The 20,515-nt window shown below is 67.5% G+C and carries 21 protein-coding genes; 10 read left to right on the top strand and 11 right to left on the bottom strand.

Annotated elements, in window-relative coordinates:
- Positions 1–10: 10 nt before the first annotated feature.
- From I6H87_RS06820 to I6H87_RS06810, 3 genes are all read right to left on the bottom strand, one after another.
- Positions 11–766, bottom strand: a complete 756-nt coding sequence (locus tag I6H87_RS06820) for a transporter substrate-binding domain-containing protein (protein WP_010811414.1) — start codon at positions 764–766, stop codon at positions 11–13.
- Between the two features lie 80 nt (positions 767–846).
- Positions 847–1,641, bottom strand: a complete 795-nt coding sequence (locus I6H87_RS06815; protein WP_011614315.1) for an IclR family transcriptional regulator — start codon at positions 1,639–1,641, stop codon at positions 847–849.
- A 134-nt stretch (positions 1,642–1,775) separates the two neighbouring features.
- Entirely contained in the window at positions 1,776–2,435 is a 660-nt protein-coding gene (locus tag I6H87_RS06810; protein ID WP_010811416.1) for a methyltransferase family protein, read from the bottom strand.
- A 145-nt stretch (positions 2,436–2,580) separates the two neighbouring features.
- Here I6H87_RS06810 and I6H87_RS06805 point away from each other — a divergent pair, with 145 nt between their 5' ends.
- The gene (locus I6H87_RS06805) at positions 2,581–2,904 is read left to right on the top strand and encodes a nucleotide pyrophosphohydrolase (protein WP_010811417.1); all 324 of its coding nucleotides are present in this window, start codon (positions 2,581–2,583) and stop codon (positions 2,902–2,904) included.
- A 284-nt stretch (positions 2,905–3,188) separates the two neighbouring features.
- Positions 3,189–3,707, top strand: a complete 519-nt coding sequence (locus I6H87_RS06800) for a lecithin retinol acyltransferase family protein (protein ID WP_010811418.1) — start codon at positions 3,189–3,191, stop codon at positions 3,705–3,707.
- Positions 3,708–3,709: 2 nt separating this feature from the next.
- On the opposite strand, the gene I6H87_RS06795 is transcribed toward I6H87_RS06800, so the two are convergent.
- From I6H87_RS06795 to I6H87_RS06785, 3 genes are all read right to left on the bottom strand, one after another.
- Positions 3,710–4,573 (bottom strand): hypothetical protein, encoded by an 864-nt coding sequence (locus tag I6H87_RS06795; RefSeq protein ID WP_136227730.1) that lies wholly within the window; start codon positions 4,571–4,573, stop codon positions 3,710–3,712.
- 224 nt (positions 4,574–4,797) lie between these two features.
- Positions 4,798–5,301: a DUF2938 domain-containing protein gene (locus I6H87_RS06790; protein ID WP_011614319.1), complete on the bottom strand. Its 504-nt coding sequence runs from the start codon at positions 5,299–5,301 to the stop codon at positions 4,798–4,800.
- Positions 5,294–6,184, bottom strand: coding sequence for a class I SAM-dependent methyltransferase (locus tag I6H87_RS06785; RefSeq protein WP_011614320.1), 891 nt, complete (start codon positions 6,182–6,184; stop codon positions 5,294–5,296). The genes I6H87_RS06790 and I6H87_RS06785 overlap by 8 nt, the downstream gene beginning before the upstream one ends.
- Positions 6,185–6,258: 74 nt before the next feature.
- Between I6H87_RS06785 and I6H87_RS06780 the strand changes: the two genes are divergently transcribed.
- On the top strand, positions 6,259–6,693 hold the full coding sequence (locus tag I6H87_RS06780) for a helix-turn-helix domain-containing protein (protein WP_011614321.1): 435 nt from the start codon (positions 6,259–6,261) through the stop codon (positions 6,691–6,693).
- Between the two features lie 111 nt (positions 6,694–6,804).
- On the opposite strand, the gene I6H87_RS06775 is transcribed toward I6H87_RS06780, so the two are convergent.
- Positions 6,805–8,604 (bottom strand): methyl-accepting chemotaxis protein, encoded by a 1,800-nt coding sequence (locus I6H87_RS06775; RefSeq protein WP_011614322.1) that lies wholly within the window; start codon positions 8,602–8,604, stop codon positions 6,805–6,807.
- A gap of 561 nt (positions 8,605–9,165) precedes the next feature.
- Here I6H87_RS06775 and I6H87_RS06770 point away from each other — a divergent pair.
- The 3 genes from I6H87_RS06770 (at position 9,166) to dbpA (ending at position 12,825) form a co-directional block, all read left to right on the top strand.
- On the top strand, positions 9,166–10,335 hold the full coding sequence (locus I6H87_RS06770; RefSeq protein WP_041687089.1) for a DUF4382 domain-containing protein: 1,170 nt from the start codon (positions 9,166–9,168) through the stop codon (positions 10,333–10,335).
- Between the two features lie 141 nt (positions 10,336–10,476).
- Positions 10,477–11,382, top strand: coding sequence for a DUF72 domain-containing protein (locus I6H87_RS06765; RefSeq protein WP_011614324.1), 906 nt, complete (start codon positions 10,477–10,479; stop codon positions 11,380–11,382).
- Positions 11,383–11,415: 33 nt separating this feature from the next.
- Complete coding sequence (gene dbpA / locus I6H87_RS06760) at positions 11,416–12,825, top strand: ATP-dependent RNA helicase DbpA (RefSeq protein ID WP_010811426.1); 1,410 nt, start codon at positions 11,416–11,418, stop codon at positions 12,823–12,825.
- A gap of 32 nt (positions 12,826–12,857) precedes the next feature.
- Here the strand turns inward: dbpA and I6H87_RS06755 are convergent, their stop codons facing one another.
- Positions 12,858–13,973 carry a DUF2855 family protein gene (locus I6H87_RS06755; protein WP_011614325.1) on the bottom strand — a complete coding sequence of 372 codons (1,116 nt, stop codon included), beginning with the start codon at positions 13,971–13,973 and terminating at the stop codon, positions 12,858–12,860.
- Between the two features lie 65 nt (positions 13,974–14,038).
- On the opposite strand from I6H87_RS06755, the gene I6H87_RS06750 reads away from it, so the two are divergent.
- Both I6H87_RS06750 and I6H87_RS06745 read left to right on the top strand, forming a co-directional pair.
- Entirely contained in the window at positions 14,039–14,752 is a 714-nt protein-coding gene (locus tag I6H87_RS06750) for a TetR/AcrR family transcriptional regulator (protein WP_011614326.1), read from the top strand.
- 142 nt (positions 14,753–14,894) lie between these two features.
- Positions 14,895–15,335: a CBS domain-containing protein gene (locus I6H87_RS06745; protein ID WP_010811429.1), complete on the top strand. Its 441-nt coding sequence runs from the start codon at positions 14,895–14,897 to the stop codon at positions 15,333–15,335.
- A gap of 71 nt (positions 15,336–15,406) precedes the next feature.
- Here the strand turns inward: I6H87_RS06745 and I6H87_RS06740 are convergent, their stop codons facing one another.
- Positions 15,407–16,447 (bottom strand): aromatic ring-hydroxylating oxygenase subunit alpha, encoded by a 1,041-nt coding sequence (locus I6H87_RS06740; RefSeq protein ID WP_010811430.1) that lies wholly within the window; start codon positions 16,445–16,447, stop codon positions 15,407–15,409.
- 323 nt (positions 16,448–16,770) lie between these two features.
- On the opposite strand from I6H87_RS06740, the gene I6H87_RS06735 reads away from it, so the two are divergent.
- Complete coding sequence (locus tag I6H87_RS06735; protein ID WP_010811431.1) at positions 16,771–18,261, top strand: MDR family MFS transporter; 1,491 nt, start codon at positions 16,771–16,773, stop codon at positions 18,259–18,261.
- Positions 18,262–18,343: 82 nt separating this feature from the next.
- Positions 18,344–18,952 (top strand): glutathione peroxidase, encoded by a 609-nt coding sequence (locus I6H87_RS06730; RefSeq protein WP_011614328.1) that lies wholly within the window; start codon positions 18,344–18,346, stop codon positions 18,950–18,952.
- Positions 18,953–18,976: 24 nt separating this feature from the next.
- On the opposite strand, the gene gstA is transcribed toward I6H87_RS06730, so the two are convergent.
- Both gstA and I6H87_RS06720 read right to left on the bottom strand, forming a co-directional pair.
- The gene (gene gstA / locus I6H87_RS06725) at positions 18,977–19,603 is read right to left on the bottom strand and encodes a glutathione transferase GstA (protein WP_011614329.1); all 627 of its coding nucleotides are present in this window, start codon (positions 19,601–19,603) and stop codon (positions 18,977–18,979) included.
- Between the two features lie 133 nt (positions 19,604–19,736).
- Positions 19,737–20,474 carry an aspartate/glutamate racemase family protein gene (locus tag I6H87_RS06720; RefSeq protein WP_011614330.1) on the bottom strand — a complete coding sequence of 246 codons (738 nt, stop codon included), beginning with the start codon at positions 20,472–20,474 and terminating at the stop codon, positions 19,737–19,739.
- Positions 20,475–20,515 lie beyond the last annotated feature (41 nt).

Raw genomic sequence — 20,515 nt, 5'->3', positions numbered from 1 at the left:
TCCGCGCGGCTTACTTGGCGGCCGTGCCGAACCATTTCTGGGTCAGCCTGGCGTAGGTGCCATCGGCCTTCACCTTGGCGAGTGCCGCATTGAGGGCGCGGGTCAGCTCGGGCGTGTCCTTGCGCACGGCCATGCCGTATTCCTCGGTGGTCAGCTGCTGCTCCACCATGCGCAGGCCGCCGCGGGTCTTGACGTACTGCATCGCGGCCGGCTTGCCGGTCACGGCGGCATCGGCGCGGCCGATCTCGACCAGGTTGAACATTTCCTGGTTCTTCTCGACTTCCACACGCTGCACCTGCGGGTACGTGTCGCGCAGGAAGCTGACCGACTTGGTGCCCACCTGCACGCTGACCTTCTTGCCGTTCAGGTCGGCCGGGGCGTGGACGGTGGTGTTGCCGCTCTTGACCAGTGCCACCAGGCCGCCGACGTAGTACGGCTCGGTGAAGTCCACCACCTTGCGGCGCTCGGGTGTGATGTAGATGCCGGAAACTGCCATGTCAAAGCGGCGCGAGACCAGCCCGGGGATCAGGCCCTTGAAGTCAATGTCGGTCCACTCAACCCGCTTGCCCATCGTCTTGGCCATGGCTTCCACCAGCTCCACGTCAAAGCCGGTGCGCTTGCCGTTCTCGATAAATTCCATCGGCGGGAAGGTGGCGTCGGTGGCCACGCGCAGCACGGCATTGTCCTGCGCTTGCGCGGCGGTGCCGAGGGTCAGGGCGGTCAGGGTTGCCAGGCCGGCCATCAGGCATTTGCGACGAAGGTTCATGGAAGTCTCCTATTCTCGGGAACGAGGGATCTGCCGTCGCATGGGTTTGCCGACGGCGGCGGTAACGAATTGCTTGGTATTCAGTAAGACTGCAGCCGCGCGGAAATCCGCATCGCCGCTGCCACGGTCATGTCGATCAGCGCGGACTCGCGCCCTTGCCGCCGCGTGGCCGGCACCATCAGCGTGATCGAGCCCAGCGCATCGGCCTTGCTGCGCCGCGAGAACAGCGGCGCGCTCACGCCCCACACGCCCGGATCCACCTCGCCCTCGCTGACGGCGTAGCCGGTCTCGCGAATGGCGGCCAGCTCGGCCAGCAGCCGTTCGGCTTCGCCTGGCTCGCACTGGGCCCGGACCAGGCGCTCGCGCGCTTCGTCGCGCATGAACGCCAGCAGCGACTTGGCCGACGCACCGGCGCGCAGCGGTACGCCGCGGCCCTTCTCGAACGAGCAGCGCAGCGACTGGCGGCTCTCCACCATCTCCAGGCACACCACGTGATCCTTGACGGCGACGACCAGGCCTACGCTTTCATCGGACTGCTGCGCCAGCAGCTGCATGTCGGGCAAGGCTTCGCGCGCCAGGTGCGAGGCCATGTCAAAGCCGAGCGCCAGTTGCAGGCTGATCGGGCCCGGCGCGTATTCGCCGTCGGACTCCAGCACGAAGCCCCAGCGCTTGAGCATCATCAGTTGCCGGTAGAGCGTGCTCTTGGGCAGGCCGGTTTTGGCAACCAGCTCGCGTACCGTGATCGGCGCGCCGTGTTGCGCCAGTGCCGCCAGCACGAACAGCACGCGATCGGCACCGCCCGCGGGCTGGGCGGGTTCGGCAGGCGTGGGTGTCGTGGGCTTCACGGCAGTGGGGTTGTCGACGGCATTCAACATAGGGCCCAAGAATAGGACCTGATTCCCATAAATCAAAACCTTGAGTCCCGGAAAATGGGAATGAATGACTAGGGATAACCCTTGGTGGCTGGCGATTTGATCCGCCAAGTGCGCGGGGCGCCGCTGCCCCGTGCTCAGTAGATGCCCGGCAGCATGCGCCAGGTCCGGTCGCAGTACGACGCGTACTCGTCGCCAAACTGGTCGCGCAACAGCGCTTCTTCCGCCCGGATGCGCGCCACCAGCACCGGCACCATCAGCAGCGTCAGCACCACGCCCACGCCGGAGCGGAATGCCAGTACCCATCCCAGCGAACTGACCAGGAAGCCGAGGTAGCTCGGATGCCGGATCACGCCATAGATGCCGGTGGTCACCAGCGTGTGCCCGGGCTGGATCGCCACCAGCCCGCTGAAGCGCCGCCCCAGCACAAACACCGGCCACAGCCGCAGCACGCCGCCGCCGGCAAACAGCGCCACGCCGGTCCAGCGCATGGTGTCGCCATCGAGCGTCCAGAAGCCGATGCGGTCGGTAAAGGGCGGCAGGTACGCCGCCAGCAGCCCGAGCACGCCAAACACTGCCAGCACCCACCGGTTGCCGCGGTCCTCGCGCATGCCGCTGCTGATATTGCCGCCGGAGAAGAGCGCGGCGATGGATAGGGCGAACAGGACCAGGGTCAGGGCCACGCGCGCCGGGTGCGCGAAGAAGGGGGCGATGCCACCCCAGCCTGCAATCGCGATGGCCAGGTAGGCGAGCGTGCCGGCGAGAGTGGCAATTGCCAGGCCGGGAGTCGGGCGCATGGGGAACCTCCGTTGAGACGGTGGATGCACAAGCGAAGGGTAAGCCTCAGGCGGCCCGGGTGTCGAGGACGGCCGGGTCGTGATTAAATCTGCGTCTTGCGCCGGCGCATGCCGGGGCGCAGTGAACCGCTTTCGTCACACCATCATGCCCCTGATCGACATCAAGAACCTCCAGCAAGCCGCCCAAGACTTCGGCAAGGCCCGTAACTGGGGCAAGTACCACAGCCCCAAGAACCTCGCGATGGCGCTGAGCGTGGAGGTGTCCGAGCTGGTCGAGATCTTCCAGTGGCAGACCGACGCGGAATCGCGCGCCATCATGTCCACCGACGAGCGCGAGCATGTGGAGCAGGAGCTTGCCGATATCACTATCTACCTGGCGCAGCTGGTGACGGCGCTGGGCGTGGACCTGGACGCGGCGATCCGCGCCAAGATGGAGATGAACGCCAGGAAGTACCCGCTGCCGGAATGAGCCGCCCGGCGCAGGTTTGTCGCCGCCGTCGCGATGCCTTGCCGGCGGCTTGATGCTTTGATCCAATTGATCGTGGCGGTGCTCGGAGTTTGATCATTTGATCAAACCGGCCGGGCCCTGTTTCTGCGATGCGCGGCCGCTCTGCATCGGGCCGTGTCTCGCATCCTTCTCTTCGCACCCCTTCACGCAACGCCCGCACCACCAGGCGCCGATCTCATCCGTCACTGGCACGCCCTATGCGGTCATAGGGCATGGCCCGGCAGAGGCCTGCAATGGAGACGGTGATGGCATCCCTCGGTGAAACGACGAAGACAACGGCGCAGGCCACCCGCAGCCCGCACGTACTGGCATCGCGCCTCGCCGCCGATGCAGAGCCGCACCTCGGCGCACACCTGGTCACGCCGCGTCATGGCTATGCACACCACGGCATCTACGTCGGGCGTGGCATGGTGGTGCACTACGCTGGCTATTGCCACCGGCAGCAGCGCGGCCCGGTGGAAGAACTGAGCCTGGCCGCCTTTGCTGCCGGCCATGGCATCACGGTGTTGAGCACGCCCATGGCGCGGTACAGTGCCGCTGAATCCGTCGGCCGCGCCCGCTCACGGTTGGGCGAGGACTGCTACCGCCTGCTGACCAACAACTGCGAGCACTTCTGCATGTGGTGCCTGTACGGCGAAAGCCGCAGCGAGCAGGTGCGGCATTGCCTGATGCATCCATTCAGCGGCCTGCGCCTGGCGGCGAGCATCCTGCTTTGCTGGTGCAAGACTGCGCCCGCGCCTGCATGGGACGGCGCAACGGCATGAGCTCACGACAATGGCCGGCTCGCCGTCAGGACGCACAACAGCAGTACCCCGTTCAAAGCGAGCAGTCCGCTCACCAACAGCACGATGGGCGGCGCATCCCGAGTCCGCTCGCGCAGGCGGGTGACCCCCGGCAGCCACTCGCCGCGCGTACGCCGGGACCAGCAGGCGACGCCCGCGCCGCACATGCCCAGCCACGCCAGCGTGCCCAGCGATGCCCAGCCGCGTGGTTGCGGCGCCGGCGTCGGACGAATTGAAGCTTGCTGGAGCGTCGGGCCGGAGGCTCTTTGGATCACCACAGGGGGCGCATGAATCCCCGCTTCTGCCAATGGCTCTGACGGTGGTGGAGCTGGAAGCTGCTCCGCTGCTGGTTGAGTCGCTGGCGTCGCTGAAGGTGGCGCGACCGCTGGCCGCGAGGCCTCGACCCTGACCGCAGCCTGCTTGTTCCTCGACACCTCCCGCGCCCGCGCCGCCGGCGGCGTTGGTTGCGGCGCGGCAGCCCGCGGTGGTTTCTTGCCTGGCTGCCGCCGCCAGCTGGCAAAGACCCGGTCCAGGCATGCCACCGACGTGCAGGCGTCCCGGCGCTCCCGCCAGGCGGCGATGTCGCTTCCTTGAATCGCGCCGGCGCGTAGCCGGCGCTGCTGGTCCGCGTGGATGCGCTCATGTTCGCGATGGAGCATCGCGTGATCGCAGATCAGGTCGGCGGCGTGTGGCACTGAATGCAGGCAGGACGTGCCGGCGGCGAGCGGATCGTCGCAGCGGGAAGGACGCAGCGTGGTCTTGCAGGCTATATCCGACGCCTGCGCACTGGCAGCCAGCAGAAGGCCGAACGCGATGCACGCAGCCAGCCGGCCCGAAAGCCTTGTCATCCTGTCGCCCGTGATGGTGGGGATCGTCCGGCGCTGAAGCGGGCGCCGATGGACTTCTATTCTGGAGCGGCGCCAGCAATCTACGGTTCGATAGCCCACAGAAGCGGGCGGCAAACTTTGGGCGCGGTCTCCGATGCCTGGCTGAGGCCATAAATCCGGAAAGCCGCGGAGGTTTCTCCTCGGCCTTGGATCTGACAACGGCAGCCTGCCGCTGTGCCCGCTTGTCAGTTCGCTACCAGGCTCACGACCCAACCCGCCACATAGAGCCCCAGCCCGAACACCGCATGCGTCACCAGGCTATGCACCCGTGCCACGTTTGGCCGCGGCGTGCGGCTCGCGGCGATGCCGGCACCCATCGCCGGCTGCATCAGCAGGAACGGTGCCGCCACACTGCCGATGCCGACGATCAACGCGGGTGCCAGCGTCGGATGATGTGCCCAGTCGAGTCCCCATAGCCCCAGCAGGATGGCCGCGAACACGATGCCGGTCAGGTAATGCGCGATCCAGCCGATCCCGCGCTCGCCGCGCACCGGCGGCGATGCGGCGATGGGATGGTGGCAAAGGCGTCCTCGCGGCAGCCACGCGAGCCAACGGCCTACGAGTCCATAGTCCAGCGCAGGGACGCCCAGCAGCCGCTTGCGCAGGATGGCCCAGGCGTCCATCACCAGCGTTGCGCCGGTGCCGATCACGATTGCATTGAGCAGGAGGGCCACCGCTGTATCAGGCATGGGCAGACTCGCCGGCGGTCAGTGATGAAGCCGCAGCGCGGGCGGTGATCATCCAGCAGGCAGCGGTGTAGCGCACAGTTGCGCCATGAACGTAAGGCTCGAATGCCGCGCGGACGGTTTCGATGACGCTGGCGCGTGTGCTTGCATCGGCCTCGCGCAGGGCCAGTCCGACGGGACCCAGGCGGGACAGGTAGTCCACCAGCGCAGGCTCCGGCAGCGTGCAGGCGAAGTCGATCGGCTCGACATCGATCCCGCCCCAGCCGCCCTCTTCCAGGATGGCCTGCACGCGCTGGCGGTCGCCGAAGGCGAACTGCCCCGGCGCCCCCGGCTGCCGCGGCGGCAGGTTGGACAGCAGCGGTGCGGCCGCTCGCTCGGCGGTGGTCATGAACGGATTCTCTGAGGCGCTGCGCCAGGCGATGCAGTGGAGCGTGGCATCCGGTGTTGCGGCCCGGCGCAGGTTGGCAAAGGCCCGCACCGGATCGCTGAAGAACATCACGCCCAGGCGCGACACGATGCTGTCGAAGCTTGCTGGCGCGAAGGCGTAGTCCTGCGCGTCGGCGCGAATAAAGCTGGCGGTCGAGCCGTTGTGTTGCGCGCGTGCCCGTGCAGCGGCGAGCATCGGCTCGGAAATATCGATGCCGGTGCATCTGCCTTGCGCGCCGAGCTTGCGCGCCAGCGCGATCGTAGTGCTGCCGGTGCCGCAGCCGACATCGAGCACATGCTGCGCGGAAGTCTTGCCCACCGTATCGACAAGCCGGCCTTCCAGCGGCCGGAGCATGTCGTCGAGCACCGCCTGCTCCGCGACCCAGGCATGGCCGGACGGGCCGTTCCACAGTGCGGCCTGGTCGCCGCCGTTGCTGCTGGTCTGCTGTTGCTCACCCATGGTCGTATCTCCTTGCACGCCGCCCTGGCATGGAAGCTACACTGTGCCAGTTCAAGTCGACTTGAGGTCAAGCGGTGACAAGCCTGGATATTGCGGAAGTGGCCCGGCAGGCTGGCGTGCCGGCCTCGACGCTGCGGTACTACGAGGAAAAGGGGCTGATCGCGTCCATCGGCCGGCGCGGGATGCGGCGCGTGTTCGATGCCGGCGTGCTGGAGCGGCTGGCGCTGATCGCACTGGGGCGTGCCGCCGGTTTCTCGCTGGATGACATCGCACGGATGTTCTCGCCACAGGGCCAGCCGAACATCGACCGGCAGGTGCTGGCGGCCAAGGCGGATGAGCTGGACCGGACCATCCGCAAGCTGACGGCGATGCGCGACGGACTGCGGCATGCGGCGGTTTGTCCGGCGCCAAGGCATATGGAGTGCCCGACGTTCCAGCGGATCCTGCGGGCGGCGGCGTCGGGGGCGATTGGTGGAAGGAAGCATGCCCACGGGCTTCCAATGGACTGACGTTCCGCCCTGAACAAGCGTTTCGAATGGCCCCTTTTTTGGTCTCTGCGGAGTCTGGCGGGGCCATTCTCCGCAGAATTTGCGGAGATTAGCTTAAGGATGGAGCCAATCTCACCCCAACCTGAACTGCCCCACCGCCCCCGCCAGGCTCCCGGCCTGCGTCTGCAGCGCCGCGGCAGCCGCCGTGGATTGCTCAACCAGCGCCGCATTCTGCTGCACCATCTGATCCAGCTGGCTCACCGCCATATTCACCTCTTGAATACCGCGGGTCTGTTCCATGGCTGCTTGAGTGATCTCGGAAATAATGCCGGTCACCCTGGAGACGTTGCTGACGATCTCGCTCATGGTGTCGCCGGCGCGGCGGACCTGGCCGGAGCCGGAGCTGACGCCGCCTACGGTGGATTCGATCAGGGTCTTGATCTCCTTGGCGGCCTGGGCGCTGCGCTGGGCCAGCGCGCGCACTTCGCCCGCCACCACGGCGAAGCCGCGGCCCTGGTCGCCGGCGCGGGCGGCTTCGACCGCGGCGTTGAGCGCCAGGATGTTGGTCTGGAAGGCGATGCCTTCGATCACGCCGATGATGTCGGAGACCCTGACCGAGGCGTTCTCGATCTGGCCCATGGTGGTGATGACTTCGCCGATCACGACGCCGCCGTCGGCGGCCACGCGCGAGGCCGCGGTGACGGATTCGTTGGCGTGCTGGGCCGAGCTGGCCGACTGGCTGACGGTGGCGGTGATTTCTTCCATCGAGGCCGCGGTCTGCTGCAGGCTGGCGGCGGCGGATTCGGTGCGGCGCGACAGGTCCGTGTTGCCGGCGGCGATCTCGTCGGAGGCGGCGCGCACCGATTCGCTGGCGTCGCGGATCTGGCGCATGATGGTGCAGAGCTTGTCGGCAAAGGTGTTGAAGGCGCGCGCGATCTGCGCGACTTCGTCGTTGCCGTCGGCGGGCAGGCGCTGGGTCAGGTCGCCGTCGCCGGAGCCGATGGCGTCCATGGCATCGCGCACGGTGGACAGGCCGCGCAACGACATCGTTGCCACGCCCCACACTACGGCGGCGGCCATGCCTGCGATCAGTACCATTGCGATCACCGATGCGATCAGCACTGAGCGCATGCCGGCGGTGGCCTCGGCCTTGTCCAGGGCGACGATGACCATCCAGTCGGTGCCGGGGATGGCGCGCGCGCCGAGCAGTTTGGCGCTGCCGCCGACTTCGACTTCCAGCGGCGTCTTTGCGCCGGCCAGTGCGGCGAGCTTGTCGGCGTTCAGCGCAGGCGCGAGTTCCGTCACCGGCTTGAGCGTGAGCTTGTCGTCGGTGTGGGCGACGATGTCGCCGTTCCTGGCCACCAGCATGCCGAAGCTTGCCGGCGTGGGGTGGATCGCCTTGACGTTGGCGATCACGCTGTCCATCGCCACATCGCCGGACACCACGGCCTTGACGCCGCCGTCGCGCACCACTGGCGCGGCAAATGCCACCACCAGCTTGCCGGTGCCGGCATCGACATAGGGCGGCGTGACCACGGGTTTGCCGGCCGTGGCAGCCTGCTGGTACCAGGGGCGGCCTGTCGGGTCGTAGCCGGGCGGGATGCCTTGCGGGTTGGAGAACTTCGCGGTCTTGTCGGCGTAGCCGACGTAGACGTTGGTGAAGCCGCCGGCGTCGGCAATCTGCCTGAGCGCAGCATCGGGTTCGGGCTGCAGCATGGCGTCCTGCAGCGACTGGATCATCTGGCTGTGCGAGGCCACCCAGTCGGCGATGGCGCTGGCGTGGCCGCTCTGCACTGCCGCGAGGCTACTGTCGATGGCGTCTTCGTTATAGCGGTTGGCGACGAACTGGTTCAGCGCCGTATTGATGGCGAGCGCGGCGATGACGATGGCCACGCACAGGGCCACGATCCGCGCACGGATGGTAGTGAACATCAGGGGAGATCCTTCGTAGGGAATCGTTTGGGGGCGTTTGTGTGTGGGATTTCCACCCCGCTGTATACGGAGCGGGTGCGCCCGACTTGAGGCCGACAGGAGAAACCCTGTCGAATGTGATCAGGTTGACGACACAACACGCCAAGTTGGTGCACGATAGTGCGCTTGCGCGGTTCGGGAATGCGCGCTGGTGGATCTGCATTCGTAACGCGAACACACGCAGGAGCGGGTGGGAGCGGGTTTCGGCCTGATCAAACGCCAAATCGGATGCGTTGCAATACAAGCGGCGTTGCAATGCAGCGATGATGTTGATACGGCGTTCATGGGCATGACGGCAGCCGCAGCAGAACGCTTGCCGCAGCGCATCCGACGGCGGCTTGGGCGGGATCACATATGTCGTCAAGCCTTTCTGATCAGTCATCAGACAAGCTAACGACTTTTTCACAACGTATTACAAAGACTTACAGCCGTTATGCGATCGGCAACATATCCTCCGATCAACTCACAAATAACCCAAACGGAGAGCCTACCGTGTCAGTCCTTTCCTTGACTTCCGCGCCGATGCGCGTGCTTGCTTTGAGCGGTGCCCTGGCGCTGGCCGCCTGCGGTGGTGGTGGCGATGATGGCGGCGGGCAGGGCACGCTCAAGGTCTCGATGACCGATGCGCCGGCCTGTGGCTTCAACAATGTCTTCGTGACCGTCAACAAGGTGCGCGTGCACAGCAGCGCCAGCGCCGAGACGAGCGCCGGGGGCTGGGTCGATATCGACGTCGTGCCCGCGCGCAAGATCGACCTGCTGTCGCTGACCAACGGCGTGATGACGGTGCTGGGCCAGGCCGCGCTGCCTGCCGGCAACTACCAGCAGGTGCGCCTGGTGCTCGATGCCAACCGTGGCGGCGGCGCCGGTGCGCTGGCCAACTCGGTGGTGCCCATCGGCGGCACTGAGCAGACGCTGGATACGCCTAGCGCGGTGCAGTCGGGCATCAAGATCAATCGGCCGTTCACCGTGGCAGCGGGTACGCTGACCGACCTGGTGCTGGACTTTGACGCGTGCAAGTCGGTGGTCACGCGCGGCAATGGCACCTTTGGCCTGAAGCCGGTGGTGACGGCGATCCCGATGACCGTCAGCGGTGAAGTGAACGGCGTGGTCAGCGGGGCACCGGGTGCGCGCGTCTATGCCGAGCGCAACGGCGTGGTGGTGAAGTCGACGGTGGCGGACGCCAACGGCAACTTCAAGCTGTCACCGATCGAGCAGAGCAGCACGGCCGGTCCAGTTGACGTGGTGGTGGTGCCGGGTTCTGCCAATGGCAAGGCGGCGGGCATCGTGCGCGCCGTGCCGGTGGTGGTGGGCACGCCCACGGCGATCTCGACCGCGGCGGCACCGATGTCGCTGCCGGCGTCGACCTATCGCCGGGTTTCGGGTTCGGTCACGCCGGTTTCGGCGGAAGCGACCCTGCGCGCGCTGCAACTGGTCAATGGCGGCAATTTCGAGATTGCGGCGACGGCTGCCGCCAGCGATACCGGCGCCTACAGCATGTTTGCCACCGAACCGGCGCTGCCGGTGGCCGCTCCGGTGATCGGCACCTACCAGGCCGCGCTGCCGATTCCGCTGCAGCCGGATGGCGCTGCCGCGGGCAAGTACAGCGTGCAGGCCACCAGCGCCACGGGTGCGGTGCAGACCCAGCCGGCGGACGTGAGCGCTGCCGACGCCCTGGTGAATTTCTCGTTCTGATTCCGGGGGACCGGGAACGGAGCCGGAAGGGGGCCTGGCCCTCTTCCGGCTTTTTTTGTTGGCCAGGGGCGTGTTTGCGCCGCCACCGCCTGGCGCAGTTTCCCGCTAGACTGCCAGTCTCGCGTTTCGGGAGATCGCGCCATGGCAGCACGCACCGCGGCGAAGGCCGCATCCAGGACTGCAGCAACCTCAGAGGCCACACCCAAGGCCAGGTCACGCAAAGCCGCCACGTCCACCGAGCCGGTGCGGGTTGGCATCGGTGGCTGGAATTTCGCCCCGTGGCGCGACAACTTCTATCCCGCCGGCCTGGCACAGGCGCGTGAGCTGGCCTATGCCAGCCGCCACCTCAGCGCGATCGAAATCAACAGCACGTACCACGGCACGCAGAAGCGCACCTCGTTCGCCAAATGGCGCGACGACACGCCGGATGATTTTGTGTTCGCGGTGAAGGCCTCGCGCTTTGCCACCAACCGGCGCGTGCTGGCCGAGTCCGGCGAATCGATCGAACGCTTCATCGACAGCGGCATTGCCGAGCTCGGCCGCAAGCTGGGGCCGGTGGTGTGGCAGTTCGCGCCCACCAAGCAGTTCGATGCGGAGGACTTCGAGGCCTTCCTGCAGCTGCTGCCGGATTCGGTGGAAGGCGTGAAGCTGCGCCACGTGCTGGAGGTGCGGCACGACAGCTTCCAGTCGCCGGACTACCTCAAGCTCGCGCGCAAGTACAAGGCCGCCACGGTCTTTACCGATTCGCCCAAGTTTCCGTCGATGGCGGATCTCACGGCAGACTTTGTCTATGCACGGCTGATGGCCAGCAGCGCGAAGCTGAAGGCCGGCTATGCGCCCAGGGACCTGGATGCGTGGGCTGCGCGGGTGCGCACGTGGGCGCAGGGCCACCAGCCGGACGACCTGCCGACGGTGGAAGACCGCAAGACCGCCGCGCGCAAGCGCGAAGTCTTTGTCTTCTTTATCAACGGCGCCAAGGAACGCGCGCCGGCCGCGGCGCAGGCGCTGCTGGAGCGGCTGGACTGGACGCCGCCGGCCGATGACTGACGGATCGACATCCCTGGATCGCTATAATCGCGCATGAACTCGACCCCCGCCCAGCCGCAAGCCGGCACCGCTTTTTCCAACCTGCCGCTGTCGCCCACCATGCTCGCCACGCTGGCGCAGCTTGGCTATGACGAAATGACGCCGATCCAGGCGGCCAGCCTGCCGATCACATTGGCAGGCCAGGACCTGGTGGCGCAGGCCAAGACCGGCAGCGGCAAGACCGCCGCCTTCGGGCTGGCGCTGCTGCACCGGCTCGATCCGCGCCGCTTCGATGTGCAGGCGATGGTGCTGTGCCCCACGCGCGAGCTGGCCGACCAGGTCACGCAGGAAATCCGCCGCCTGGCGCGCGCCGAAGAGAACATCAAGGTGCTGACACTGTGCGGCGGCTCGCCGATGCGGCCGCAGGTCGACAGCCTGATCCATGGCGCACATATCGTGGTGGGCACGCCCGGCCGCATCCTGGATCACATCGACCGCGGCAGCCTGGATCTGTCCGGCATCAACACGCTGGTGCTGGACGAGGCCGACCGCATGCTCGACATGGGCTTCTTCGACGACATCGCCTATGTGGCCAGCCGCTGCCCGAAGGACCGGCAGACGCTGCTGTTCTCGGCCACGTATCCGCCCGGCATCGACAAGCTCAGCCACCGTTTCCTGCGCAACCCGCAGTCGGTCAAGCTGGAGGCTACGCACGACAACACCACCATCCGCCAGCGCTTCTATGAGGTCGAGGAAGGCGAGCGCCTGAACACGGTGGGGCGCCTGCTGGACCACTTCCGCCCGGTCAGCACGCTGGCCTTCTGCAATACCAAGGCGCGCTGCCGCGAGCTGGTGGAACTGCTGCGCGCGCAGGGCTACCAGGCGCTGGCGCTGCACGGCGAACTGGAGCAGCGCGAGCGCGACCAGGTGCTGGTGCAGTTTGCCAACCGCAGCTGCTCGGTGCTGGTGGCAACCGACGTGGCCGCGCGCGGGCTGGATATCGCGCAGCTCGAGGCCGTGATCAATGTCGAGATCACGCCCGATCCTGAGGTGCACGTGCACCGCATCGGCCGCACCGGCCGCGCCGACCAGGAAGGCTGGGCCTTCAGCCTGGTCAGCATGGACGAGATGGGCCGCGTGGGCAACCTGGAACAGCACCACGGCGGCGAATTCGAATGGCAGCCGCTGGCCGACCTGAGGCCCGCCAGCAATGAACGCCTGCTGCCGCCGATGGTGACCTTGCAGATGCTGGGTGGCCGCAAGGAGAAGATCCGCCCCGGCGACATCCTGGGCGCGCTCACCGGCGAGGCAGGCTTCACCAAGGAGCAGATCGGCAAGATCAATGTGCTGGAGATGTCGACCTATATCGCGGTGGAGCGCAGCATCGGGCGCGAGGCGGTGAAGCGGCTCAATGCCGGCAAGGTCAAGGGCAAGAAGGTGAAGGTGCGGATGCTGACGGAGTGAAAGACGGGCCCCATGCGGGGCCCGTTCTGCTTTTACCCCACGACCACCACGTACCCCTCCTGCGGCGCCCCGCTCCCCGCCGCCAGCCGCGCGATCCGTGCCTGCGCGGCTTCGAATCCCCGTTCCTCCACCAGCGCCAGCCAGCGCTTGGCCGGATCGCGCGCATGGTCGATAAAGCGGCGCTGCGCCGCGTTGAAGCGCCGGTTCACTTCCTGTGGTCCCCAGTCGGCATTGCGCTTGCGGATCTGCACCGGCGCGAAATAGAACTCGGGCCTGGGCCCGGGCAGGTGCAGGTCGCGCAGGAAGCCGGTGTTCTGCGTCGAGCCGACAAAGCAGTCGTACACCAGGCTGTCGCCAAAATGCGCATGCACGCGCGCGCGCAGCGACTCATCGCCGGAGAAGTCGACATAGAGCGTGGGCTCGTCCACCGGCACCGATGCCAGTTCGTCATAGGTGACGGTGCTGCCGTAGCAGCCGAGGTCTTCGACAAAGGCGCGGTTGCGGGCCGAGGTCAGCCCGGTCAGCGCGATGCCGTCGAGGTCGCGCAGGCAGAAGGCGGTGCCATAGGCCGTCTTGCTGGAGGCGCTGGACACCACCAGCCGCCGTGCGCCGAAGAAGCGGTTGTCTTCCAGGAAGTCGGCCAGCATGAACGAGGTGATGAACAGCGGCCGGTACAGCATCTGGTAGTGCTCCAGTTCCGGCGCGTAGGCGGCGTCGTTCTGCACGCGGGTGTACTGGTTGTAGGCCGAGGTCAGCTTTGCGCGGTGCGCCGCGGCATCGTAGAAGCCGCGCGCGGTGACGCGCCCGGGCTGCATGCGGAAATGGCTGGCGATGGGGAAGTAGCCGTAGAAGCGTTCGCCGGGGGCGATGCCGTCGACGCCGGAGGCCACCACATCGGCAAAGCCCCACACCGGCATATGGCCCCACTGCGGCTGGCCGGTGGGAAAGAAGTCCCAGTACTGCATGGCCTTGCCAAAGGCGGCATAGGTGATGTTGTTGGTGGTCAGGGCAAAGCGGTCCAGGCGCAGCAGCACTTCGCCGGGCGCGGCGCTGGCGGGTTCGTGCGCGGCTTCCAGCCGGCTTTCGTTTAGGGCATCCTTGCGGCTGAACAGCCGCGTGATGGCAAGGGTCGGTTCAGTTGCTGCCATGTCTTCTCCTGGTTCGCGGCCCGTCCGTCCGGCGTGCAATGTTCGCCATGACTTCCGTGAGGCCGATGCCAAGAATCTATCGCCGCGCCAACGCCGCCGGGTTCGGAAACGAAGCGCCCGCCGCCGGCGACCTGAAACGGCCCGCCACGCCGCGCAGCAAGCCGCTCAAGCGCCCTTCGCAGCAGCGCGCGCACTTCACCGTCAACGCCATCTACGACGCCTTTGTTCGGATCTGGTGCCGCGATGGCTGGGACGGCGTGACCACGCGCGCGGTGGCGCTGGAGGCAGGGTTCTCGGTGGGTACGCTGTACGAGTACTTTCCCAGCAAGGAAGCGCTGGCGTCGGGCTACGTGCGCCACACGGTCGAGACCATGCTGGCGCGCATCGACGCCGAGGTCACGCAACGGGCTGACGCCGACTGGCGCACGCGCGTGCGGCGGCTGGTGGCCATCGCCTGCGGTGCGGACGACGAGGCCACGGGCATCGTCTTCGATGCCGACATCATCGGGCTGGAGCCGCGCATCGCCGAGCCCAAGCACCACCGGCGCGTGTTCGAAGAGTTCTGCGAGGCCTGGCGCCGGGCGCTGTGCGCTTGCCCCGACTTGCCCACGGCCCCGGATGCCGCGAAGGTGCAGGCACTGGTGCTGGCGGTCTGGGGGGCGCGCCGCTATCGGCTGCTGCTGCAGGGCGCGGCGCTGCAGCCGGCGCAATGGGTGTCCGAAATGCAGGCGCTGTGCCTGGCGGCACTGGACGAAAAAGCGACCGATGCGCAACCTTGACCCGGCGGCTGCCATGCGGGCGTCACAACATTGCTTACAAAGATTCGCGTAAGTCACCCTGTAACGGCGCGCGTTACTTTGCTACTCTGATTGCATTGGCACCGCCAGCCGCATTGCATTGTCGACGGAAAAGGAGTTGGTGATGAAAACCGCACGCCAGGTTCTGGAGTCCAAGCCGAGTCAGGCCATTTACAGCGTCCCGCCCACGGCGACCGTCTATACCGCGCTGCAACTGATGGCGGAGAAAGGCATCGGCGCGCTGCTGGTGATCGAGCATGGCGAGATCCTGGGGATCCTGAGCGAGCGCGACTATGCGCGCAAGGTGATCCTGATGCAGCGCACCTCGCGCGAGACGCTGGTTCGCGACATCATGACCAATGCAGTGATCTATGTCGGCGCCAGCCAGACCACCGACGAATGCATGGCATTGATGACCCGACACCGGCTGCGCCACCTGCCAGTGATGGAAGGCGACGAGCTGATCGGCATGCTGTCGATCGGCGACCTGGTCAAGGACATCATCTCCGAGCAGCAGTTCATCATCGAGCAGCTCGAGCATTACATCACCGGGGGCGGGCGCTAGGCCTGTCGTGTTCGGGGGCTGGTCGCATTGCACGCACCCGCCCCGTCCACTCTCCCGCGCGCGGCCGCCGGCTAGCCCAGCGTGCCGAACCTCACCCCATGCGCCGCCAGGTAGCGGCGGTACGCGCCTGCCAGCTTGTCCGCCGGCTGGGGCACCTCCACGCCGGTGCGCAACGGCAGGCGGCGCGGCTGCTGCGATTCCACGATCGGCTTGTCCTGCAGGAAGATGGTGTCCTGGAATTCGCGCAGGCTGGCGTCGTCATCGTCTGTCACCAGTGACATCACGAACCACACGCGGCTCGATTCCTCGTCCCGCGGGCCGATAAACAGCGCGATGGCGCCGCGATGGTTGTCGCCAAGGTCGGGCACCTTGGTCAGGATCGCGGCGTAGGGCGCAACCACGCGGTATTCATACTCGACCATGGCTCCGCCGGCGGCGCTGGCGTGCGCGCGCGGCTGCCAGGCGCGGCAGCCGATGGTGCGCAGCGCGTCGGGCTTGCGCGCATCGCCGATGGCTTCCACTTCATAGGGCGGCACTTCGGTGTGCGCCGGGTCACCCAGGTAGCCGTCATGGACATAGCCGAAGTGCGCCATGTCGAGGAAGTTCTCCACCAGCCGTGGCGCCGAGGTGGCAACGTCGTAGGGGCCGCAGACCACGCGGCGGCATTCGGCGTCGTGGTACTCGGGGAAGGACGGCAGTTCGGGCACGGCCTCGGTGCCGTCGCCGCCAAGGCGTACCCATAACAGCCCGTAGCCCTCGCGCACCGCGTGCGTGGTGGCGCAGGCGCGCGGCGCAGGCACCAGTTCCGGGTGGGCGGGATAGCGCGTGCAGCGGCCGCCCGAGGCAAAGCGCCAGCCGTGATAGCCGCAATGCAGCAGGCCATCGTGCACGGCGCCCAGCGTGAAAGCGGCGCCGCGGTGCGGACAGCGGTCGTCCCAGGCGTGCCAGCCGTCGGCATTGCGCCACAGCACCAGCGCGCGGCCAAAGAGCCGTGCGGCGAAGGGGCCGTCGCCATCGGCCTGTTCGATGGCCAGCACGGGGTGCCACTGGCCCAGTTCGGGCCCGGCCGCATCGGCGGCCTGACCTGCTTCGTGTCGTGGGGTCTCGGTCATGACGAAATCTTACCTTCGGTAGTGGCGATGTGATCTTGCATCGACCATCGTGCCTGATCCTTGTCACGCAAGTGACGTGCCAGACATCCGGGTCACGAGCGCGATACTTGCTGGCCGCATATAATTATGCGTTCGCTGAATTAGGCCACCCGCGACGGCGTCACGCCCCCTATTGCGCGGTTCCCGGCCGATATTCCCTGCATTTGACGTAGCTTTCACCGCACATCGCTGCGGTCTCGTGCCTGTCCATGTCTTCACCCTCTTTTGCCGCATCCGCCCGGGACACCACGCCGGCCCTGCCCGCCCACGACCATCGCGCCGTGATGCGGGTGATCGGCGGCATCGTGCTGTGCATCCTGCTGGCCGCGCTCGACCAGACCGTGGTGATCCCGGCGGTGCCGGCGATCGCCAATGACCTGAACGGCTTCAGCCACCTGTCATGGATCGTGACGGCGTACCTGATCGTGTCGACGGTGACCACGCCGCTGTACGGCAAGCTGTCGGACAGCTTTGGCCGGCGGCGCCTGCTGATGGTGGCGATCACGCTGTTTATCGGAGCCTCGGTGGCATGCGCGCTGGCGCAGACGCTGGGTCAGCTGATCCTGTTCCGCGCGCTGCAGGGCGTGGGCGGCGGCGGGCTGATGTCGCTGGCGCAGGCAGCCATTGCCGATGTGGTGGCGCCGCGCCAGCGCGGGCGCTACCAGGGCTACCTGGCCACGGTGTGGGCGGTGGCGTCGATCGCCGGGCCGCTGGTGGGCGGCTGGGTCTCTGACCATATGTCGTGGCGCTGGCTGTTCTGGGTCAACGTACCGCTGGGCCTGCTGGCGATGTTCATGTGCTACCGCGGGCTGGCCATGCTGCCGCCGCGTGGCGGGCGTGCGCGCGTGGACTGGCTGGGGGCGCTGCTGCTGGCGGTGGCCATCGTCGCCTTCCTGCTGGCGATGAGCTGGGGCGGCGACGTCTACGACTGGCTCTCGCCAGAGCTGGGCGCCCTGCTCCTGGCCGCGGTGGCGGCCCTGGTCCTGCTGATCTGGCAGGAGCGCCGCGCCGCGGACCCGATGCTGCCGCCGCGCCTGTTTGCCAACCGGGCCTATGTGATGGGCGTGGCCGCCTCGGCGCTGGCCGCGCTCGATATCTTCCTGTGCATCTTCGCCCTGCCCCTGCACTTCCAGCTGGTCCGCGGCGCGGATGCATCGACCTCCGGCCTGCTGGTGATGCCGTTCCTGCTGGCCACCGTGGCGGGCAACTTTATCGTCGCGTGGCTGGCGCCGCGCGTGGGCCGCATGCGCGGCATCCTGAGCGCCGGCTATATCGCCGGCGCGCTGGGGCTGATCGCACTGGCGCTGGTGACGCCGGCGGTGCCGCTGGCGGTGGTGCTGGCGGCGATGACGCTGGCCGGCGTGGGCCTGGGCATGACCATGGTGGCCACGCTGATGAGCGTGCAGAACGCGCTGGAGCGCCGCGACACCGGCGCCGGCACGGGCGCGCTGCTGGTGCTGCGCTCGCTCGGCAGCGCGCTGGGCGGGGCGCTCGCCGGCACGCTGCTGACGCTGGAATTCCGCCATGCGCTGGCGGCGTCGGGGGTCACGCAGGCGCTGGACCTCGGTGCGCTGCGCCACGGCAGCGAGGCCTTTGCGCAGCTGTCGCCGTCTGTGCGCGCGGTGCTGGCGGGCGGCGTGGAGTCGGGCTTCCACCTGCTCTTTGCCGCGGGCGCGGCGGCGGCGGTGCTGGCGCTGCTGATCGTGCGCCGCATGCCGGACCTGGAGCTGCGCGGCAGCGTCACCGAACACGCGGCCACGCTGGCGATGGACTGACCGGCGCGGCATCCGTCAGGCCGCCATCGGCGTAAACTACGCGTACCCGATACAGCGAGCCGACCACCGGAGCCCCGTCGCCATGATCCGTCGTCCCCTGCTTTCCAGCCTGGCTGCCGCCCTGACCCTGGCGGCGGCCAGCACCGCCCTGCTGCCGGCGCCGGTGCGCGCCGCCGACAAGCCCGCCGCGGCGCCTGCCGCGGGCGCCTGCCCCGCCTCGCTCAACTTCACCTTCCCGCGCCTGCAGGACGATGTGCCGCAGAACCTGTGCCAGTACGCCGGCAAGGTGGTGCTGGTGGTCAATACCGCCAGCTATTGCGGCTTCACGCCGCAGTACGAGGGCCTGGAGGCGCTGTACGCCAAGTACGGCGCGCGCGGGCTGGTGGTGCTGGGCTTCCCGTCCAATGACTTTTCGCAGGAGCCCGGCTCGCAGAAAGAGATCGCGGACTTCTGCTACAACACCTACGGCGTCAAGTTCCCGATGCTCGGCAAGTCGCATGTGCGCGGCAGCGATGCCAACCCGATGTACGCGCTGCTGGCAAAGCAAACCGGCACCACGCCCAAGTGGAATTTCTACAAGTACCTGATCGGCCGCGATGGCCAGGTGGTGGCCAGCTATGGCAGCCGCACCAGGCCGGACGACAAGGAACTGGTGGCGAAGATCGAATCGCTGCTCGGCGCGCAGCGCTGAGCGAGCGATTCTGCGCGGCCGGGTTCAGTCGCGCACCAGCCCTTCGGCCCGCATCGCTTCCTGCACCGCCGGCCGCGCCGCAACGCGCGACAGGTACTGCTGCAGCGCCGGGTAGTCGTTGAGCGGCAGCTTCAGGATGCGGGCCCAGCCGACGATGGTGAAGCAGTAAGCATCCGCCACCGTGAACGTGTCGCCCATCAGGTAATGGCGGGTTTGCAGGTGCTGGTCGAGTTCGGAAAAGCGCCGGTGCAGCCTGGCCTTGCACTCGTCCTGCGTGCTCTGCGCGGTTTCCTTGTGCCACAGCCACGGGCTGAAGACCTTGTGCAGTTCCGTTGAAACCAGCGTGATCCAGCCGGTGGCTTCCAGCCGCTCGCGCGTGCCGGCGGCGGGCAGCAGCGCGCGTTCGGGCACCAGGTCGGCGATGTATTGCAGCAGCGATGCCGCCTCGGTATGGCGCGAGCCGTCGTCGAGCTGCAGCAGCGGCACGTAGCCGCGCGGGTTGATGGTGTAGTAGTCGTCGGTGCCGTTTTCAGGCTCGGCCAGCTTGTGGCGGAGCAGGTCGACCTTGGCCAGCGTGACCGGCAGGCCGGCTTCGCGCAGGGCGATATGGACGGCCATCGAGCAGACGCCCGGAGTGTAGTAGAGCTTCATTGCGATCCTGTGGTGGTTGCCTGGCCGCCACGCCATGCGGCGGCCGTGCAGGCAGTCTAGGATCGCCCCCCTTATGCAGCAATGCGCGTCCTTGCGGACGCGCATTGCAGATTTGCACACGGCTAGATTGCGCTCAGTCGAGCAGCTTTGCCAGCGCCGGCGGCAGGCCGGCATTGGGCTTGCGCGGCGGCCGCGCGAAGCTGCCCTGCGTGGCGCTGCCGGCGCGCAGGGCCACCAGCGATTCGCAATGCCGCACCGCGCTCGACACGCCATCCACCACCGGCACCGCGATGCGCCCTTGCAGCGAGCGCGCCAGTCCCGCCAGCGGCGCGCCGGCGACGATGATCACGTCGGCACCGTCCTGCTCGATGGCCTGCAGGGCCAGTTGCTCCAGCCGCGCGGCATGGTCTTCCTGCACGCTGCCGATATCGCGCAGCGGCTCCTGCAGCGAGCGCACGCTGGCCAGCCGCGACGACAGGCCGTTGGCCGCCACGCATTCGCGGTACCACGCCTGGATGCGGTGCGAGATCGCGATGATGGAGAAGCGCTGCCCCAGCAGGCAGGCGCTGGCCAGCGCGGCTTCGGTCATGCCGACGACCGGGACGTCGAACAGCTCTTTCAGGCCGGCCAGGCCGGGGTCGCCGAACGCGGCGACCACCAGGCCGTCGAACTGGCCGGCGTGTTCCGCGGCGGCGCAGGCGGTGGCATAGCCGCCGACCAATGCTTCGAAGCGAGTTTCGATGTAGGCCACGCCGAACTGGGCGGTGGCCATCTTCAGCGTGGTGGTGGAGGCGGCAGTGCGGCGCGCCTCGGCTTCGATCAGCGCGGTGACGGATTCGCTGATATTGGGATTGACGATCAGGAGTTGCATGGGGAGATAGTGTTTGTCGAACAGCGAAAACAGCAAACCTG

It is taken from the genome of Cupriavidus necator (assembly GCF_016127575.1).
GTDB lineage: Bacteria > Pseudomonadota > Gammaproteobacteria > Burkholderiales > Burkholderiaceae > Cupriavidus > Cupriavidus necator_D.
This window is presented reverse-complemented; position numbering and strand designations above follow the sequence as displayed.

Excerpts from the sequence above, each read along its gene's own strand:
- I6H87_RS06820 (WP_010811414.1), bottom strand. The coding sequence starts at position 766 with ATGAACCTTCGTCGCAAATGCCTGATGGCCGGCCTGGCAACCCTGACC.
- I6H87_RS06815 (WP_011614315.1), bottom strand. The coding sequence starts at position 1,641 with ATGTTGAATGCCGTCGACAACCCCACTGCCGTGAAGCCCACGACACCC.
- I6H87_RS06810 (WP_010811416.1), bottom strand. The coding sequence starts at position 2,435 with ATGCGCCCGACTCCCGGCCTGGCAATTGCCACTCTCGCCGGCACGCTC.
- I6H87_RS06805 (WP_010811417.1), top strand. The coding sequence starts at position 2,581 with ATGCCCCTGATCGACATCAAGAACCTCCAGCAAGCCGCCCAAGACTTC.
- I6H87_RS06800 (WP_010811418.1), top strand. The coding sequence starts at position 3,189 with ATGGCATCCCTCGGTGAAACGACGAAGACAACGGCGCAGGCCACCCGC.
- I6H87_RS06795 (WP_136227730.1), bottom strand. The coding sequence starts at position 4,573 with ATGACAAGGCTTTCGGGCCGGCTGGCTGCGTGCATCGCGTTCGGCCTT.
- I6H87_RS06790 (WP_011614319.1), bottom strand. The coding sequence starts at position 5,301 with ATGCCTGATACAGCGGTGGCCCTCCTGCTCAATGCAATCGTGATCGGC.
- I6H87_RS06785 (WP_011614320.1), bottom strand. The coding sequence starts at position 6,184 with ATGGGTGAGCAACAGCAGACCAGCAGCAACGGCGGCGACCAGGCCGCA.
- I6H87_RS06775 (WP_011614322.1), bottom strand. The coding sequence starts at position 8,604 with ATGTTCACTACCATCCGTGCGCGGATCGTGGCCCTGTGCGTGGCCATC.
- I6H87_RS06770 (WP_041687089.1), top strand. The coding sequence starts at position 9,166 with ATGCGCGTGCTTGCTTTGAGCGGTGCCCTGGCGCTGGCCGCCTGCGGT.
- I6H87_RS06765 (WP_011614324.1), top strand. The coding sequence starts at position 10,477 with ATGGCAGCACGCACCGCGGCGAAGGCCGCATCCAGGACTGCAGCAACC.
- dbpA (WP_010811426.1), top strand. The coding sequence starts at position 11,416 with ATGAACTCGACCCCCGCCCAGCCGCAAGCCGGCACCGCTTTTTCCAAC.
- I6H87_RS06755 (WP_011614325.1), bottom strand. The coding sequence starts at position 13,973 with ATGGCAGCAACTGAACCGACCCTTGCCATCACGCGGCTGTTCAGCCGC.
- I6H87_RS06750 (WP_011614326.1), top strand. The coding sequence starts at position 14,039 with ATGCCAAGAATCTATCGCCGCGCCAACGCCGCCGGGTTCGGAAACGAA.
- I6H87_RS06745 (WP_010811429.1), top strand. The coding sequence starts at position 14,895 with ATGAAAACCGCACGCCAGGTTCTGGAGTCCAAGCCGAGTCAGGCCATT.
- I6H87_RS06740 (WP_010811430.1), bottom strand. The coding sequence starts at position 16,447 with ATGACCGAGACCCCACGACACGAAGCAGGTCAGGCCGCCGATGCGGCC.
- I6H87_RS06735 (WP_010811431.1), top strand. The coding sequence starts at position 16,771 with ATGCGGGTGATCGGCGGCATCGTGCTGTGCATCCTGCTGGCCGCGCTC.
- I6H87_RS06730 (WP_011614328.1), top strand. The coding sequence starts at position 18,344 with ATGATCCGTCGTCCCCTGCTTTCCAGCCTGGCTGCCGCCCTGACCCTG.
- gstA (WP_011614329.1), bottom strand. The coding sequence starts at position 19,603 with ATGAAGCTCTACTACACTCCGGGCGTCTGCTCGATGGCCGTCCATATC.
- I6H87_RS06720 (WP_011614330.1), bottom strand. The coding sequence starts at position 20,474 with ATGCAACTCCTGATCGTCAATCCCAATATCAGCGAATCCGTCACCGCG.